This is a genomic window from Micromonospora matsumotoense (assembly GCF_900091525.1).
GTDB classification, from domain to species: Bacteria; Actinomycetota; Actinomycetes; order Mycobacteriales; family Micromonosporaceae; genus Micromonospora; species Micromonospora matsumotoensis.
In genome coordinates, this window is record NZ_FMCU01000003.1 from 245,485 (window position 1) to 262,435 (window position 16,951).

The following is a 16,951-nucleotide window of genomic DNA, read 5'->3' on the forward strand; positions in this document are numbered from 1 at the left end:
GCATCGACGCCGTTCGACGCTACCGTCGGGTAGTGCCTGCGCAGTGCGACGGCGACCCGGCCACCCCGAGGGCGGACGGCCGGGTCCGGTCGCTGCGCAACCTCTGGCGGCTGCGCCGCTACCTGCGCCCGTACGCCGCCGCGTACGTGCTGCTGTTGCTGGCCGCGCTGGCCGCCACCGGGGCCGGTCTCGCCGTACCGCTAGTGGTGCAGCGGGTGGTGGACGGGCCGATCGCCCGGCACGACGAGGCCGGGCTGCTCCGACTCGGCGGGCTGGCCCTGCTGCTCGGGCTCGTCGAGGCGGTGCTGATCTTCATCCGGCGGTGGAGCCAGTCCTCCTCCTCGGTCGGCATGGAGGCGACCATCCGCGCCGACCTCTACGCCCACCTGCAACGCCTGCCGGCCGGCTTCCACGACCGCTGGCAGTCCGGGCAGCTGCTGTCCCGGGCCATCAGCGACCTGTCGGTGCTACGCCGGTTCCTCTCCTTCGGGCTGCTCTTCCTGGTGCTCAACATGGTCACCTACGTCGCCGTGGTGATCCTCCTGCTCCGGTTGCACGGGCCGCTGGGGCTGCTGGTGGCGGCCAGCGCGGTGCCGCTGTTCCTGATCAGCCGCCGGTTCGGCCGGAACTACCACGCCGCGTCCCGAAGGATGCAGGACCAGCAGGGCGACGTGGCCACCCTGGTCGAGGAGACCGCGCAGGGGCTGCGCACCATGAAGGCGTACGGGCGGGGGCCGGAGTTGGCCGACCGGTTCGCCGGGCGGGCCCGCGCGCTGCACGACACAGGCGTCGGCAAGGGCGTCCTGCTGGCCGGCGCCTCGGCGCTGTTCGACCTGGTGCCCAACCTGACCCTGGGGGTGACGCTGGTCGGCGGCGCGACCCTGGTCGCCCGGGACGCGTTGACCATCGGCGAGCTGGTCGCGTTCGTCAGCCTCCAGCTCATGCTGATCTGGCCGGTGCAGTCGCTCGGCTGGATCATCGCCAACGGGCAGGAGGCGGCGACCGCCGCCGACCGCATCCAGGAGGTGCTGGACACCCCGCCGTCCATCGTGGATGCCCCGGGTGCCGTGCCGTTGGCCCGGTCGGCGGTCCGCGGCCGGCTCCGCTTCGAGGGGGTGTCGTTCCGCTACCCGGGAAGCGCCGAACCGGTGCTGCGGGAGATCGAGCTGACCGTCGAGCCGGGCGAGACGCTGGCCCTGGTCGGGGCGACCGGCTGCGGCAAGAGCACCCTGCTCTCCCTGGTCCCCCGGCTCTACGACGTGACCGGCGGCCGGATCACCCTGGACGGGCACGACCTGCGCGAGGTACGCCTGGACGCGCTGCGCCGGTTGGTCGGGGTGGCCTTCGAGGAGCCGACCCTGTTCTCCATGTCGATCTGGGAGAACCTCACCCTGGGCTGCCCGGACGCCGACGCCGACCAGGTCCGGGCCGCGTTGGCGCTGGCCCAGGCCGACTTCGCGTACGACCTGCCGTGGGGGTTGGCGACCCGGGTGGGTGAGCAGGGCCTGTCGCTCTCCGGCGGGCAGCGGCAACGGTTGGCGCTGGCCCGGGCGGTGCTCGGCCGGCCGAAGCTGCTGGTCCTCGACGACCCGCTCTCCGCCCTGGACGTACAGACCGAGGCGCTGGTCGAGGCGGCGTTGCGCCGGGTGCTGCGGGACACCACCGCGCTGCTGGTGGTGCACCGGCCGTCGACCGTCGCGCTGGCCGACCGGGTGGCCCTGCTCGACGGGGGTCGGATCACCGCCGTCGGCCGGCACTCCGAACTGCTGGCCACGGTGCCGGCGTACCGGGCGGTGCTCGCCGCCGAACCCTCGCCGACGCCGGGCCTGGTGCGCTCGTGAGCCGCCCGCCCCGACAGCACCCCCCGACCGGGGGCGACGGCCGGCCCGCCGCCGAGTTGTCCCACTGGCGGGGACTGGCCACCGACCCGGACGCCGACCGCAGCCGCGCCGAGGACGACTCGCCCGAGGCGGTGGCCCGGCTGCGCGGGCGGAGCCGGGCGCTGCTGCGGGACCTGCTCCGCCCGCACCGCAGGCCACTCGGCGCGGCGGTGGCCCTGCTGCTCGTCCAGAACACCGCCGCGATGGCCGGGCCGTACCTGGTCATGCTCGGCATCGACCGGGCGGTGCCGCCGCTGCGGGCCGGCGACCCGGGTCCGCTGGCGGCCGTCGCGGGCGCGTTCGCCGTCGCGGCCGTCACCGAGTACGCCGCCCGGCGCAGCTACCTCACCCGCTCCACCCGGATCGGCCAGGCCGTCCTGCTCCAACTCCGCCAGCGGGTGTACGGCCACCTGCTGACCCTCTCGGTCGGTTTCCACGAGCGCTACACCTCTGGTCGGGTGGTGTCCCGGCTCACCAGCGACGTGGACTCCATCGCCGAACTGGTCGACGGGGGGATCGACACCCTGGCCGCCGCCGCGTTGTCGGTGCTGTCGGTCGCCGCCATCCTGCTCTGGCTGGACCTGCCGCTGGCGGCGGTGACCCTGCTGGCGTTCCCCTTCCTGTTCTGGCTGTCCCGCTGGTTCGCCCGCGCCTCGGCACAGGCCTACCGGCACAGCCGGGAGGCGGTGGCCCTGGTGATCGTCCACTTCGTGGAGTCGCTGCGCGGCATCCGCGCGGTGCAGGCGTTCCGCCGCGAACCGCGCAACCAGCAGATCTTCGTGACGGTCAACGACGAGTACCGGCGGACCAGCCAGCACGGCTTCCGGCTGATCGCCACGTACTCGCCGGCGATCAAGGTGATCGGCAACGTCACCGTGGCGCTGGTGCTCGGGTACGGCGGTTGGCGGGTGCTGGGCGGCCACACCGACGTGGGGGTGCTCGCCGCGTTCCTGCTCTACCTGCGCCGGTTCTTCGAGCCGATGCAGGAGCTGAGCCAGTTCTACAACTCCCTCCAGTCGGCGACCGCCGCCCTGGAGAAGCTCGCCGGGGTGCTGGACGAGCAGCCCGGGGTGCCCGAGCCGGCGTCGCCGGTGCCGTTGCCGGCCGGGCCGGGCCGGGGTGCGGTGACGTTCCGTGCGGTGTCCTTCGGCTACCGGCCGCAGACACCGATCCTGACCGGGCTGGGCCTGGCCGTGCCGGCCGGGCAGACGGTGGCCCTGATCGGCCCGACCGGTGCCGGCAAGTCGACGGTGGCGAAGCTGCTCGCCCGCTTCCACGACCCGGACGACGGCACGGTCGAGCTGGACGGCGTCGACCTGCGGGCGCTGTCCGACGCGGAGCTGCGGCGCGCCGTGGTGCTGGTGACCCAGGAGAACCATCTGTTCGGCGGCTCGGTGGCGGAGAACATCCGGTTCGGCAGGCCGGACGCCACCGACGCGGCGGTGCAGGCGGCGGCGCGGGCGATCGGCGCGCACGACTTCATCGCCGCCCTGCCCGACGGGTACGCCACCGAGGTGCACCGGCGCGGCGGCCGGCTCTCCGCCGGGCAGCGGCAACTCGTCGCGTTCGCCCGCGCGTTCCTGGCCGACCCCCGGGTGCTGATCCTGGACGAGGCGACGTCGTCGCTGGACGTGCCGACCGAGCGGTTGGTGCAGCGGGCGCTGGCCACCGTGCTGCGGGACCGCACCGCGCTGGTGATCGCGCACCGGCTCTCCACAGTGGAGACCGCCGACCGGGTGCTGGTCGTCGACTCCGGACGGATCGTCGAGGACGGCTCACCGGCCCGGCTCGCCACCACCGGCGGCCGGTACGCCGCACTGCACCGGCAGTGGCGCGATTCGCTGATCTGACCTCGGCCGTCCGGGGCGGCCGGTGGTGCACGGGACGGCTAGACTCTCTGCGCATTGATGGGCCCCGCCGCCCGCCCGACCGCTCCGACCGGTCGGGCGGGCGCGGCGGGGTCGATCGCATCGCCGGCATACGGGGGAGGGCGCGGCGTGCGGATTCGTGGACGAGTGGTCCTGGCGGCGGCATTGGCGCTGAGCACGGTGGGAACGACGGGGGTGGCGTTGGCCGTGGACCGGGACGCCGGTCCGGCCACCGGACCATCCGGCGGCGCCTGGTCGGCCGGGGCGGCTCCGGCCGCCGAGGACGTCCGCGCGGCGGCCGGAGCCGGCACCGGCGGCCGGGTCGCGGCACCTGCCGCCCCCCGCCCGGCACCGGTGGTGACCCGCCCCGCGACCCAGGTCGCGCAGGCCGCCCCCGCCTCGGTGAGCTACCTGAGCGACCGTTACCGGGTCGCCCCGGGCGAGGCCGCCCGCCGGCTGGCCCTCCAGGAGCTGTCCGCGCCGCTGGCCGACACCCTGGCCGCCCGTTTCCCCGACTCGTACGCCGGGATGTGGCTGGACCAGGCCGGTGGCGGTGTGCTCACCATCGCCGCCACCGATCCGGCACCGGTCACCGAGGCGGTCGCCGGCCTGCCGGACGCCCGGCACGTCACCGTCGTGCCGGTGCGCCACTCGCGGCGCGACCTCGACGCGGCGGCGGCCCGGCTGGCCGGGACGCTGGGCGTCACCGCCGGTCGGGACGTGCTGGTCGACGAGCGGGCCAACGAGGTGCTGGTGCTCACCGGCGACGCGGTGCCCGCCGACGACGCCCGGCTGGCCGGCACGCTCGACGCGGCCGGGGTGCCGGTGCGGGCCCGGGCCCGGCTCGACGACTCCGCGATCCCCAAGGCGTGCGACCCGCGCTACTGCGCCAAGGCGCCGATGCGCGGCGGCATCCGGCTCGACGTGCCCCGCGACGACGGCACCGTCGGCGGTTGCACCACCGGCTTCAACGTCCGGGCGAAGTCCGGGCAGTACTACGTGCTGACCGCCGGGCACTGCGTGGTCGGCGGCCGGCACCAGCGCGTCGACGACACCTGGCACCAGTTCCTCGGGCCGAAGGTGCCGGTGGGCCTGGAGTCGACCAATCCGGTGCTGGCCGAGAACGCCTTCCCCAACGACTACGCGGTCCTGCCGTACGCGAAGGGCGCGACGACCCGCTGGGCGTACCCGAGGCGGACCGTGGGCAACGCCCCGAGCCTGGTCAACTACTGGTGCGTGGCGGACAATCCGGCCTGCGCCAGCAAGGGCAGCCGCGACGTGCCGATCACCGGCGTCACGCCGTACGGCGCGGTGCAGGCCGGCTGGGTGGTCTGCGCCACCGGTTCGGCGTACACCCCGGCGGCCGGCGAGCAGTACGTCGACTCGGGCGCCGGGGCCGGTTACCTGCCGGGCACCCGCTGCGGTGAGGTCATCGGCAAGGCCAGTGGCGGCATCGACGTGCGGGTGTGCGCCCGGCCGGGTGACAGCGGCGGTCCGCTGTTCACCGAGTCCGACGGGCGGGCGCTGGGCATCCTGAACAACGGCGACCCCGGTGAGGGTCCCTGCACCAACCCGGACGAGAAGAACACCTACGCGCCGGTCTCGGTGATCCTCGACCGGGTCAACGGCCGCACCGGGCTCGGCTTCCAGATCGCCACCCAGGGGCCGCTGCTCACCCCGCCGGTCGGCTCCTCGAACCGGTAGCCCACCGGGTCCGGCCGGCTTCCCGAACCGGCCGGTCGCCCGGTCCGGTAGGTCGCCCGGTCCGGTCGGCTCCTCGAAGCGGTAGGTCGGCCGGTCACCGCGCCCGGCCCGCCCCACGTCGCACCGCACACCCGGCCCGCCACGACCCATGACGCACCGCACACCCGGCCCGCCACGACCCATGACGTGCCGGGCACCCGGCGCGAGGCAGCCGGCACGCCGGGTAAAGCCGGTGGTCGGGAGGTCGGTGGCTGCCTACGATCGACCGATGACTGACACGGCGAGGACGGCCCGCGCCGGTGTTCCCGAACGTCCCACCCTGGACGGCATCGAGGAGCACTGGGCGCACCGCTGGCAGGAGGAGGGCACGTACGCGTTCGACCGGGAGAAGGCGACCGTAGCGGGTCGCGGGCCGGCGGCGCAGACGCCCCGTCGGCACGGTCGCGGCGACGACGTGTACTCCATCGACACCCCGCCGCCGACCGTATCCGGCGAACTGCACATGGGGCACGTCTTCTCGTACACGCACACCGACACGGTGGCCCGGTTCCAGCGGATGCGCGGCCGCAACGTGTTCTACCCGATGGGCTGGGACGACAACGGCCTGCCCACCGAACGCCGGGTGCAGAACGTCTACGGGGTGCGCTGCGACCCGTCCCTGCCGTACGACCCGACGTGGCAGCCGCCCGACGCCCCGGTCACCGAGGCCCGACGCCGGGAGCCGACCCCGATCTCCCGACGCAACTTCGTCGAGTTGTGCGCGCGGTTGACCGCCGACGACGAGCAGGTCTTCGAGGCGCTCTGGCGGCGGCTCGGGCTGTCGGTGGACTGGTCGCTGACGTACACCACGATCGGGCGGGCGGCGCGGGCCACCTCGCAGCGGATGTTCCTGCGCAACCTGGCCCGGGGTGAGGCGTACCAGGCGGAGGCGCCGACGCTGTGGGACGTCGGGTTCGGCACCGCCGTGGCCCAGGCGGAACTGGAGGACCGGGAGCGCCCGGGGGCGTACCACCGGCTGCGGTTCACCGGGCCGGGCGGGCGGGAGGTGCTGATCGACACCACCCGGCCGGAGTTGCTGCCGGCCTGCGTGGCGCTGGTCTGCCACCCGGACGACGAGCGGTACGCCGACCTGGTGGGCGCGACGGTGCGTACCCCCGTGTTCGGGGTGGAGGTGCCGGTGCGCGCGCATCCGCTGGCGGACCCGGCCAAGGGCACCGGCGTCGCGATGGTGTGCACGTTCGGTGACCTGACCGACGTGACCTGGTGGCGGGATCTCGACCTGGCGACCCGGGTGGTGATCGGCCGGGACGGGCGGCTACTGGCCGAGCCGCCGGCCGGCGTGCCCGCGGCACCCTACGCGGCGCTGGCCGGGCAGTCGGTCAACGCCGCCCGACGGACCCTGGTGGAGCTGCTGCGCGCGGCCGGTGACCTGGTCGGCGAGCCGCGCGAGATCACCCATCCGGTGAAGTTCTACGAGCGTGGCGACCGGCCGCTGGAGATCGTCTCGACCCGGCAGTGGTATCTGCGCAACGGTGGCCGGGAGGCCGAGTTGCGGGCGGCGCTGCTGGCCCGGGGGGACGAGCTGCGCTGGGTGCCGGAGCACATGGGGCACCGCTACGCGCACTGGGTGGGCGGGCTGACCGGTGACTGGCTGGTCAGCCGGCAGCGCTTCTTCGGTGTGTCGGTGCCGGTGTGGTACCGGCTCGACGCCATTGGCGAGCCGGACCACACCAACCCTCTCACACCGGACGAAGCGTCGCTGCCGGTCGACCCGTCCAGCGAGCCGCCGCCCGGCTACGACGAGTCGCAGCGCGGTGTGCCCGGCGGTTTCGTCGGCGACCCGGACGTGCTGGACACCTGGGCCACCTCGTCGTTGACCCCGCAGATCGTCGGCGGTTGGGAGACCGACCCGGAGCTGTTCGACCGGATCTTCCCGATGGACCTGCGCCCGCAGGGGCAGGAGATCATCCGCACCTGGCTCTTCGCCACCGTGGTCCGCGCCCACCTGGAGCACGGGGTGCTGCCCTGGCGGGACGCGGTGCTCTCCGGCTGGATCCTCGACCCGGACCGCAAGAAGATGTCCAAGTCCAAGGGGAACGTGGTCACCCCGATGGCGTTGCTGCAACAGCACGGCTCGGACGCGGTCCGCTACTGGGCCGCCAACGGCCGGCCCGGGATGGACCTGGCCTTCGACCCGGCGCAGATCAAGGTGGGCCGGCGACTGGCCACCAAACTGCTCAACGCGTCGAAGTTCGCGCTCGGGCTGGGCGCCGGCGACGCCCTGCGCGCCCCGGCGACCACCCCGCTGGACACCGCCATGCTCGCCGAACTCTCCGCCGTGGTCACCACCGCGACCACCGCCTTCGACGGGTACGACCACACGACCGCCCTACAGGCCGCCGAGGCGTTCTTCTGGCGGTTCTGCGACGACTACATCGAGTTGGTGAAGGAACGCGCCTATGGCACCGGGCCGGGTGCCGACTCGGCCCGGGCGGCGCTCGCCACCGCCCTGTCGGTGCAGTTGCGGCTCTTCGCCCCGGTGCTTCCGTACGTGACCGAGGAGGTCTGGTCGTGGTGGCGGTACGGCTCGGTGCACCGGGCCACCTGGCCCACCACGTACGAGGTGGACCGGGCCATCACCGGCACCGGTGACCCGGCCCTGCTCCGGCTGGCCGGGGACGCCCTGGCCCAGGTCCGCCGGGCCAAGTCCGACCGCAAGCTGTCGATGCGGGCGGAGATCCCGCTGGCCGAGGCGTTGGGCCCGGCCGCCCTGCTCGACCAGCTCACCCTGATCGCCGACGACGTCCGCGCCGCCGGCCGGATCACCACCCTCGACCTGCTCCCCGACCGCGCCCCCGAGCTGGTGATCGCCAGCGCCTTCTGACCGGCAGGGCCCCGCGCGGGGTCGGCGACCCCGCGCGGAGGTTCGCAATATCGCCGATATAGCGGTGTCAGCGTGGGGCGGATGCCGCTATATCGGCGCACCTGTGTCGATCATGCCGCCCCACCCGGCCCGCCCGGCCCGCCCGGCCCAGCCCCGCCCCGCCGCACCACCGCCCGGCCCGGGACAAGGCTGCCGGGCCGGGCCGGGCGGGGTACCGGGATCAGCTGGTCTCGCCGGCGACGCTGAAGGAGCGGAGCCGGTCGATCGCCAGGACGGTGAAGCCGACGCTCACCAGGGCGGTCAGCACCACCGCGACCGGCACCGAGACGGTCGTCGACAGCAGCGCCGTGGGGGCCATCCGGTCGGTCAGGGCGATCACCCACTGCTGGATCGACAGCACCTTGGTGCCGCTGACGAAGTTGCCCAGCAGCCCCTCCCAGATCAGCACGTAGACCAGGCCGAGCAGCACCGGCCGCCGGGTGACCAGGCTGAGCGCCAGGAACAGCGCCGAGTACGCCAGCGCGCCCAACGCCGAGGCGGCGGCGAGGGCCAGGCCGAGGCGTGCCGAATCGGCCAGCACGCCCGCGACGTAGAGCGGCACGGCGACCGTGGCCGCGCTGACCCCGGCGGCCACCATGAGTTTCGGCAGCACGATCTGCCAGCGCGGCAGCGGCTTGGTCAGGATGTGCACCACCGTGCCGTCGTCGATCTCCGCGCCCAGCACGCCGGTGCCGATGATGAGCGCCACCACCGGCAGCACCACGGCCAGGCCGAGGCCGACCAGCACCGGCGGCGCCCACTCACCCGGGTCCACCCCGAGCGACCGGCAGAGGACGGCGAGCAACACCAGCACCGCCGGCAGCGGCAGCAGCATGAGGAACCGGCGACGGCCGAACAGCCCACGCGCGGTGATCCAGGAAACGGTTGACATCAGGCCTCCACCAGGTAGGAGAAGACGCTCTCCAGGGACTCGTCCTCGGGGGTCAACTGCCGGACCCGGATCTGCCGGGCGAGCGCGATCTTCGGCAGTGCCCGGGTGAACGCGCCGTAGTCGCCGGCCCGTACGGTCAGGCCGGTCTTGTCCAGCTCGACGCCGGTGACCGACGGGTCGGCCATCAGCGCCACGGCCAGCGCCCGGTCGTCGGTGGAGCGGACCGCGAAGACGTGCGGCCGGTTGGTCATCAGCCGGCGGATGGTGCGGAAGTCACCGGAGGCGGCCAGCCGGCCGGCGACCATCACCTGCACGGTGCCGGAGACCTGCTCGACCTCCTCCAGGATGTGCGAGCTGAACAGGATGGTCCGCCCGGCGTCGCCGAGGGAGTGCAACAGGCCCATCATGTGCAGCCGCTGGCGCGGGTCCATCCCGTTGAACGGCTCGTCGAGCAGCAGCACCTGCGGGTCGTGCACCAGCGCGGCGGCCACCCGGGTACGTTGCCGCATCCCCTTGGAGTACGTGCCGATCCGGCGGTCCTGCGCGTCGGTCATCTCGACCAGCTCGATCGCCCGGCGGGCGGCGGCCTCCGGGTCGGGCAACCGGTGCAGCTTGGCGCTGGCCAGCACGAACTCCTTGGCGGTGAGGAAGGAGTGCACCGCCTCCCGCTCGCTGACCAGCCCGAGCCGGCGGTAGACACCGGGATTGCGCCAGGTCGACTCGCCGTCGAGGGTGAGCGTGCCCCGGGACGGGGCGAGGAAGCCGGCCATCATGTGCAGCAGGGTGGTCTTGCCGGCGCCGTTGGGGCCGAGCAGGCCGGTCACCCCGGAGCTGAGCTGCATGGTGACGTCGTTGACCGCCACCACGTTGCCGTACCAGCGGGAGACCCCGACGAGATCCAGGGTGCTGGTGGTGACCGCCGGCCGGGCGTCGGTGTCGAGTGTGGTCATCGGGCGGCCACCTTCCGGTATCGCAGCAGCAGCAGGGCGGTGCAGGCGGTGACCAGCAGCACGGCGACGATCGCGTAGACCGGGCCGAAGCTGCCGATCGGCATCCCGCCGCCCTGTCCCTCGGGCACCAGCAGGTCACCGAGCGCCCAGGTGCCCACCCCACCGACCAGCGTCGACGGCGAGGCGAGGAAGGCCAGCTCGTTGACCGCGTGGGACGGCAGGATCGACAGCACGCCGACGATCGGAGTGGTCATCAGGAACACCGCCACGATCCCGCCGGCGGCGAACGCCCGCTTGCCGGTGAGCGAGGCGACCAGCAGGCCGATCGCGGCGAAGACCACCGCCCACAGCCCGGCGTAGAGCAACCCGGGGAGCAGGTCCAGCAGCTCGTTCCAGGTCCCGCGCAGGCCGTCGGAGGTGGTGAACGCCGCCGCCAGGAACATCACCAGCTGCGGCCCGCCCAGCAGCAGCCAGAGCGCGCTGACCAGGGAGAGCAGCTTGGCCAGCGCGTAGTCGTCGCGCGGCAGCGGCCGGGAGAAGTACAGCGGGAGCACGCCGCTGCGCAGGTCCCGGGAGACCAGCTCGGGGGCGGCCACCGCGACGAAGAAGATGACCAGCCAGCTCATCGCGTCGGCGAACTGGGCGTACGTCATCACCACCTCGCCGAGCTGGCTGCGGACGGCGGCGAGGCCGGCAGCCACCACGGTCACGATGCCGACCACCAGCCAGGGGAAGATCTTCGCCTTGGCGCTGCGGCCCAGCCCGAAGACGGTCCGCAGGCCGTGCAGGTAGAGCGCGCCGAAGACGTGCCGGCGGCCCAGCCTCGGGCCGGTGTACCGCTGGTAGCCGATGTCGTGGATGACGCCGGTCGGCTCAGGCATTGCTGGGCTCCCTCGGGGCGAAGAGTTCGGCCACCCGGTGCCGGCGCTGGTCCAGCCGGTGCAGCGGCAGGTCCAGCTCGGCGACCGCGCCGAGGATCAGGTCGTAGGTGCGCTCGTCGACGAGCGGGACGAGCAGCATCCGGCCGTCCCGGGTCACCGGCAGGTCGAGCGTGGCGAGTCGGCCGGCCAACTGGTCGGTGCCCTCGCTGACCTCGACGGCGAGCACGTCGGTGGCCGAGGTCATCGCGTCGATCCGGTCGGCGCGCAGGAGCCGGCCGCCGTCGATGGCGACCAGGGTGTCGCAGATCCGCTCCACCTCGCCCAGCAGGTGCGAGCAGACCAGCACGGAGATGCCGAACTCGGTGCCGATCCGGTGGACCAGGGCGAGCATGGCGTCCCGGCCGGCCGGGTCGAGGCCGTTGGTGGGCTCGTCGAGCAGCAGCAGGTCCGGGTCGTGCACCAGGGCCTGGGCGAGCTTGACCCGCTGCTTCATTCCGGTGGAGTAGCCGCCGACCGGCCGGTAGCGCTCCTCGTAGAGGCCGACGTGCCGCAGCGTCTCGGAGGCACGCTCACGGGCCACCGTCCGGGGCAGGCCGCTCATCCGCCCGAGGTGGGTGACGAGCTCGGCGGCGGAGAGGTCGGGTGGGAGCGCCTCGTGCTCCGGCATGTAGCCGACCCGGGCGCGGACCGCCGCCGGGTCGGTGGTGGGGTCGAGGTCGAGCACGGAGACCCGTCCGCTGGTCGGCGGGAGCAGGCCCAGCAGGATCTTTATCAGGGTCGACTTGCCGGCGCCGTTGGCGCCGACCAGCCCGATGATCCCCGGCTCGACCGCGACGGTGAGGTCGGCCAAGGCGGTGACCCGGCCTCCGTACGTCTTGGTCAGCGACTCGGTCGCGATCAGTGTCACGCCGCCAGCCTAGGGAGGTGGCACCCTGGCGGGTATCCGGAATCGCCCGGGGTCGCCCCTGATTCCCGCCCTCGACCAGCCCCGTCCTCGACCGGCCGGCCGGGCCGCGCTGCGCCGGGTGGGCCGGCGGGCCGGGCGGAGGCGGCCTGGCGGAGGCGGCCGGGCGGGGCGGGGCAGAGTGGTGATCCACTCGTCATCAGCGATGTAGCGGTATCCGCCGCACCTGATACCGCTACATCGACCCCAGCGGGTCGATCCAGGGCAGGCAGGCAGAAAGTCTGCACGGCCGGGGCGGTAAGGCTTTCGTAACGGCGTTGGGCGGTGACCGGCCACCGTTGTCCGGCGAGACTGGGCGGCATGTCCCGTCGCCTGTTGCGTACCCCGCTGACCTGGGTCGCCGTCGCCGTCCTCGGCGTCGGCGTCGCCTTCGGCCTGTACTGGTTCCAACCCTGGAAGGTGGTGACCGACAACCAGGTCGACGAACAACTCGCCGAGGTGGACGCCACCCCGGCCGGCACCACCCCGGCCGACGCCCCCGGCACCGGGGCCACCCCCGCCGGCACCACGCCGACCACCCCGGCCGCAGGGACAGGGACCCCCGCCGGCAGCCCCACGAGCACCCGTCCGGTGGTGGTCAGCCGGGGGAAGTTCGTCAGCCACGAGCACGACACCGCGGGCACCGCCCGGATCGTCCGTACCGCCGGTGGGGGGCACCGGTTGGAGCTGGTCGGATTGGACACCTCCAACGGCCCCGATCTGAAGGTCTGGCTCACCGACCAGCCGGTACGCACCGGCCGGGCCGGCTGGGGCGTCTTCGACGACGGCCGCCGGGTGGAGCTGGGCCGGCTCAAGGGCAACAAGGGCGACCAGGCGTACGCCATCCCGTCCGGCACCGACCTCGCCGGACTGAACAGTGTCGCGATCTGGTGTCAACGATTCGCCGTCTCGTTCGGTGCCGCGCCCCTGGTCCCGGTGGGTTGACCTCGCTCACCATCCGGTCGACGCACCCCTCCATTGATCCACTTCCGGGTCGGCAGTGGAGTGGCGCTCTCGACCGATCGCCGGTCGGCTGAGAAACTGTGAGCCGGTCGGCGAGTGAGGGGTAACGATGAGCAACAGTTGGGTGCTGCCCGAGGACGTGTTGCGGGATGCCCCCGCGTACGCGCCGCGCCCCGGTGAGCTGGCCGATCTGGAGTTGCTGCTGAGTGGGGCGTACACCCCGCTGGCCGGCTTCATGACCCGCGCCGACCTGGCCTCGTTGTCGCGTCGGGGTCGACTGGCCGACGGCACCTCCTGGCCGGTCCCGGTGACCCTCCAGGTGCCCACCCCGGTCGCCGACGGCCTGGACCCGGCCGATCCGGCCCGCCGGACGCTGGTGCTCACCGACGGCGAGGGCGCCCCGGTGGCCGCCCTGGAGGTGACCGACGTCTGGCCGGTCCGCGAGGGGGTGGCCGGGCTGGGCGGCCCGGTCCGCCGGCTCGGCGACGGCGGGCACGGCCCGTTCCAGCGGTTGCGTCGGGGCCCGGAGGAGATCCGACCGCTGCTGCCCCCGGGCCGGGTGCTCGGGGTGATCGCCGACCGGCCGCTGCACCGGCCGCAGCTGGCGCAGATCGCGCACGCCGCCCGTACCCTCGGTGCCCATCTGCTGGTGATGATCCCGGTCGGTGAGGACGGCGCCGGCGGGCTGCCCACCGAGGCCCTGGTCCGCAGCGTCTTCGCCGCCCGGGACCGGATGCCCCCGGCGACCCTGGTCGCGGTGCCGCTGCCGCGGCGCACCGACGAGATCAGCGACGCCCTGCTGCGGGCCCGGATCTCCGCCGCGTACGGAGTGACCCACCTGCTCTCCACCGGCGGCATGCTCTCCGGCGCCGGGCTGCGGGTGCTCGTCCCCCGCGAACTGGCCTACGACAGCCGGGACGGCCAGTGGCGTTGGCGGGACGACATCCCGCCGCGCAACCGCAAGCTGGCGCTGAGCGAGGCGGAGATCGACGACCTGCTCGACCGGGGGTTCCCGCTGCCCGAGTGGCACACCCCGCCGGCGGTGGCCAAGGAACTCAGTCGGGCCCGCCCGCCGCGCCGGCACCGGGGGCTGGTGGTCTTCCTGACCGGGCTCTCCGGTTCCGGCAAGTCGACCATCGCCCGAGGGCTGGCCGATCTGCTGCGGGAGCAGGGCGAGCGCACGATCACCCTGCTCGACGGCGACGTGGTGCGCCGGGAGTTGTCGGCCGGGTTGACCTTCAGCCGGGCCGACCGGGACGCCAACGTCCGGCGGATCGGTTGGGTGGCGGCCGAGATCGCCCGGCACCGGGGGGTGGGCATCTGCTGCCCGATCGCCCCGTACGCCCAGGCGCGGGCCGCCGTCCGCGAGATGGCCCGCTCCGCCGGGGCGGGCTTCCTGCTGGTGCACGTGGCCACCCCGTTGGAGGTCTGTGAGCAGCGCGACCGCAAGGGCCTCTACGCCCGTGCCCGCGCCGGTCTGCTCACCGGGATGACCGGCATCGACGACCCGTACGAGACGCCGACCGATGCGGACCTGGTGGTCGACACCACCGACCAGAGCATCGAGGAGGCCGTGCAGGTGGTGATGAACCACCTCACCGAGACCGGTTGGGTGGAGCCCCGCCTGCCGTCCGCCTGACCTCGGGGTTCCACTTCCGCCGCTGCCCGCTGCGCGCTAGTGTTCAATCTTGTTTGAACACGTTCGAGCGCGTGCAGGTGTGTGGACCGGGAGGCAGGGCGGATGCTGGCGCGGCAGCGACAGGCGACGATCCTCGACCGGGTCCGGACCGCCGGTGGCGTACGGGTGACCGAACTGGCCGCCGAGTTCGGCGTCTCCGACATGACCATCCGGCGTGACCTGGACACGCTGCACGACCAGGGGCTGTTGGCCAAGGTACATGGTGGGGCGACCGCCACCGGTCCCGGCTCGACCGACGAGCCGGGCTTCCACGCCAAGTCCGTTCGGCAGTCCGCCGAGAAGGCCGCCATCGCCGGCCACGCCGCCGAACTGGTCCGGCCCGGTGCGGCGATCGCGCTCTCCGCCGGCACCACCACCGCCGAGCTGGCCCGCCGCCTGGTCGACGTCGCCGGGCTGACCGTGGTGACCAACTCGCTGCCGGTGGCCGAGATCCTGCACACCGCCGGCCGCCCCGACCAGACCGTGGTGCTGACCGGCGGGGTGCGCACCCCGTCCGACGCGCTGGTCGGCCCGCTGGCCGTGGAGGCCATCCAATCGCTCCACCTGGACCTGCTCTTCCTCGGCGTCCACGGGATCACCGAGCGGGCCGGTTTCACCACCCCCAACCTGATGGAGGCGGAGACCGACCGGGCCCTGGTGGAGGCCGCCGACCGGCTGGTCGTCCTCGCCGACCACACCAAGTGGGGCACCGTGGGCATCTCCTCCATCGTCGGCCTGGGCGCCGCCGACGTGCTGGTCAGCGACGACCGGTTGGCCCCCGAGGCGCGCCGGGTGATCGACGAGAAGGTGGGCGAGCTGGTGATCGTGACAGGCACGGGCCGGGCGACCGGGCAGGAGACGACGCGGTGAAGCGTACGGCGATCGAGTTGGCCGACGGCCGCGAGCTGATCTACTTCGACGAGCGGGACGACGCGGTCCGGGACCAACCGGACCAGCGGGAACTTCCCCCGCCGCCGCCGGCCTCCCAGCTGCGGTACGACCCGCTCACCGACGAGTGGGTGGCGGTGGCGGTGCACCGGCAGACCCGGACCTTCCTCCCGCCGGCCGACCAGTGCCCGCTCTGCCCGTCCCGGGGCGACCGGCACAGCGAGATCCCCGCGCCCGACTACGACGTGGCGGTCTTCGAGAACCGGTTCCCCTCGCTGAGCCAGCGGATCGCCGACGAGCCGGCTGAGATCACCCCGTTCACCCCGGTCCGCCCCGGCCAGGGCCGCTGCGAGGTGGTCTGCTTCACCGACGACCACCAGGCGTCCTTCGCCAGCCTCTCCCCCCGTCGGGTCCGGCTGGTGCTGGACGCGCTGGCCGACCGGACCACGGCGGTCGGCGCGCTGCCCGGGGTGGAGCAGGTGTTCTGCTTCGAGAACCGGGGGGTGGAGATCGGGGTGACCCTGCACCACCCGCACGGCCAGATCTACGCCTACCCGTTCGTCACGCCACGTACCCGGTCGCTGCTGGCGGCGGCCCGCCGGCACGCGGAGCGCACCGGCGGGGGCAACCTCTACGCCGACGTGCTCGCCGCCGAACGCGCCGCCGGCGACCGGGTGGTCGCGGCCAACGACCACTGGACGGCGTACGTGCCGGCGGCGGCCCGCTGGCCGTTCGAGGTACACGTCGCGCCGCACCGGCCGGTGCCGGACATCCCGGCGCTCGACGACGCCGAACGGGACGCGTTCGGCCCGCTCTACCTGGACGTGCTGCGCCGCTTCGACGGGCTGTTCGACCTGCCCATGCCGTACATCGCGGCCTGGCACCAGGCACCGGTGCGGATCGACCGGGAGCTGGGCCACCTGCATCTCCAACTGTTCACCGTCCGCCGGGCGAAGGACAAGTTGAAGTACCTGGCCGGCTCCGAGTCGGGCATGGGGGTCTTCATCAACGACATCGCCCCCGAGCGCGCCGCCGAACTCCTGCGCGCCGGCTGACCCGCACTCCTGACCCGCACTCCTGGCCCGCCGGCTGACCCGCATCCCTGCGGGCCGGCTGACCCGCACCCCTGCTGCGTGTCGCCGGACCCCGGACAGCAGGACGCGGGGGCCCGGGACCGGGCCCCGGCGGGGAAGGGACGACTGGCTGTGCTCGACAGCCGGGGAGGCTGGCCGATCGGCACCGGTGCCGTGCCGCGATCGACGTGCTCCCTGGACGCGACTGGCACCACGTCCACCCGGCTCAACGACCCTTTTCCCGGCCGGTGACGCCGGCGTCACCCGGACGGGTGGCGCCTCCGGGTGACGCCGGTACGCGCCCGCCG

The 16,951-nt window shown here is 73.7% G+C and carries 12 protein-coding genes; 8 read left to right on the forward strand and 4 right to left on the reverse strand.

Going from position 1 to position 16,951, the window contains the following annotated elements:
* The first annotated feature begins 32 nt into the window (after positions 1 to 32).
* From GA0070216_RS08145 to valS, 4 genes are all read left to right on the forward strand, one after another.
* Positions 33 to 1,841: an ABC transporter ATP-binding protein gene (locus GA0070216_RS08145; RefSeq protein WP_091241614.1), complete on the forward strand. Its 1,809-nt coding sequence runs from the start codon at positions 33 to 35 to the stop codon at positions 1,839 to 1,841.
* Positions 1,838 to 3,730 (forward strand): ABC transporter ATP-binding protein, encoded by a 1,893-nt coding sequence (locus GA0070216_RS08150; protein ID WP_091241617.1) that lies wholly within the window; start codon positions 1,838 to 1,840, stop codon positions 3,728 to 3,730. Before GA0070216_RS08145 ends, GA0070216_RS08150 begins: the two co-directional genes overlap by 4 nt.
* 147 nt (positions 3,731 to 3,877) lie before the next feature.
* Positions 3,878 to 5,452, forward strand: coding sequence for a trypsin-like peptidase domain-containing protein (locus GA0070216_RS08155; protein WP_141723025.1), 1,575 nt, complete (start codon positions 3,878 to 3,880; stop codon positions 5,450 to 5,452).
* 268 nt (positions 5,453 to 5,720) lie between these two features.
* Complete coding sequence (valS, locus tag GA0070216_RS08160; RefSeq protein WP_091241624.1) at positions 5,721 to 8,336, forward strand: valine--tRNA ligase; 2,616 nt, start codon at positions 5,721 to 5,723, stop codon at positions 8,334 to 8,336.
* Between the two features lie 220 nt (positions 8,337 to 8,556).
* Here valS and GA0070216_RS08165 read toward each other — a convergent pair whose 3' ends face one another.
* Genes GA0070216_RS08165 through GA0070216_RS08180 form a run of 4 tightly spaced genes read right to left on the reverse strand, consistent with a single transcriptional unit; the run spans position 8,557 to position 11,948 of the window.
* Positions 8,557 to 9,267, reverse strand: a complete 711-nt coding sequence (locus tag GA0070216_RS08165; protein WP_091241627.1) for an ABC transporter permease — start codon at positions 9,265 to 9,267, stop codon at positions 8,557 to 8,559.
* Positions 9,267 to 10,217 (reverse strand): ABC transporter ATP-binding protein, encoded by a 951-nt coding sequence (locus tag GA0070216_RS08170; RefSeq protein ID WP_091241630.1) that lies wholly within the window; start codon positions 10,215 to 10,217, stop codon positions 9,267 to 9,269. The genes GA0070216_RS08165 and GA0070216_RS08170 overlap by 1 nt, the downstream gene beginning before the upstream one ends.
* Positions 10,214 to 11,098, reverse strand: coding sequence for an ABC transporter permease (locus tag GA0070216_RS08175; protein ID WP_091241633.1), 885 nt, complete (start codon positions 11,096 to 11,098; stop codon positions 10,214 to 10,216). Before GA0070216_RS08175 ends, GA0070216_RS08170 begins: the two co-directional genes overlap by 4 nt.
* Entirely contained in the window at positions 11,091 to 11,948 is an 858-nt protein-coding gene (locus tag GA0070216_RS08180; protein WP_425413142.1) for an ABC transporter ATP-binding protein, read from the reverse strand. The genes GA0070216_RS08175 and GA0070216_RS08180 overlap by 8 nt, the downstream gene beginning before the upstream one ends.
* A 414-nt stretch (positions 11,949 to 12,362) precedes the next feature.
* Between GA0070216_RS08180 and GA0070216_RS08185 the strand changes: the two genes are divergently transcribed.
* The 4 genes from GA0070216_RS08185 (at position 12,363) to galT (ending at position 16,625) form a co-directional block, all read left to right on the forward strand.
* A complete protein-coding gene (locus GA0070216_RS08185) occupies positions 12,363 to 12,986 on the forward strand; it encodes a DM13 domain-containing protein (RefSeq protein WP_091241639.1) in 624 nt (207 codons plus the stop codon).
* Positions 12,987 to 13,113: 127 nt separating this feature from the next.
* A complete protein-coding gene (gene cysC, locus GA0070216_RS08190; protein WP_091241642.1) occupies positions 13,114 to 14,643 on the forward strand; it encodes an adenylyl-sulfate kinase in 1,530 nt (509 codons plus the stop codon).
* 102 nt (positions 14,644 to 14,745) lie between these two features.
* Positions 14,746 to 15,552, forward strand: a complete 807-nt coding sequence (locus GA0070216_RS08195; protein ID WP_091241645.1) for a DeoR/GlpR family DNA-binding transcription regulator — start codon at positions 14,746 to 14,748, stop codon at positions 15,550 to 15,552.
* A complete protein-coding gene (galT, locus tag GA0070216_RS08200) occupies positions 15,549 to 16,625 on the forward strand; it encodes a galactose-1-phosphate uridylyltransferase (protein ID WP_091241648.1) in 1,077 nt (358 codons plus the stop codon). The genes GA0070216_RS08195 and galT overlap by 4 nt, the downstream gene beginning before the upstream one ends.
* Positions 16,626 to 16,951: the final 326 nt, after the last annotated feature.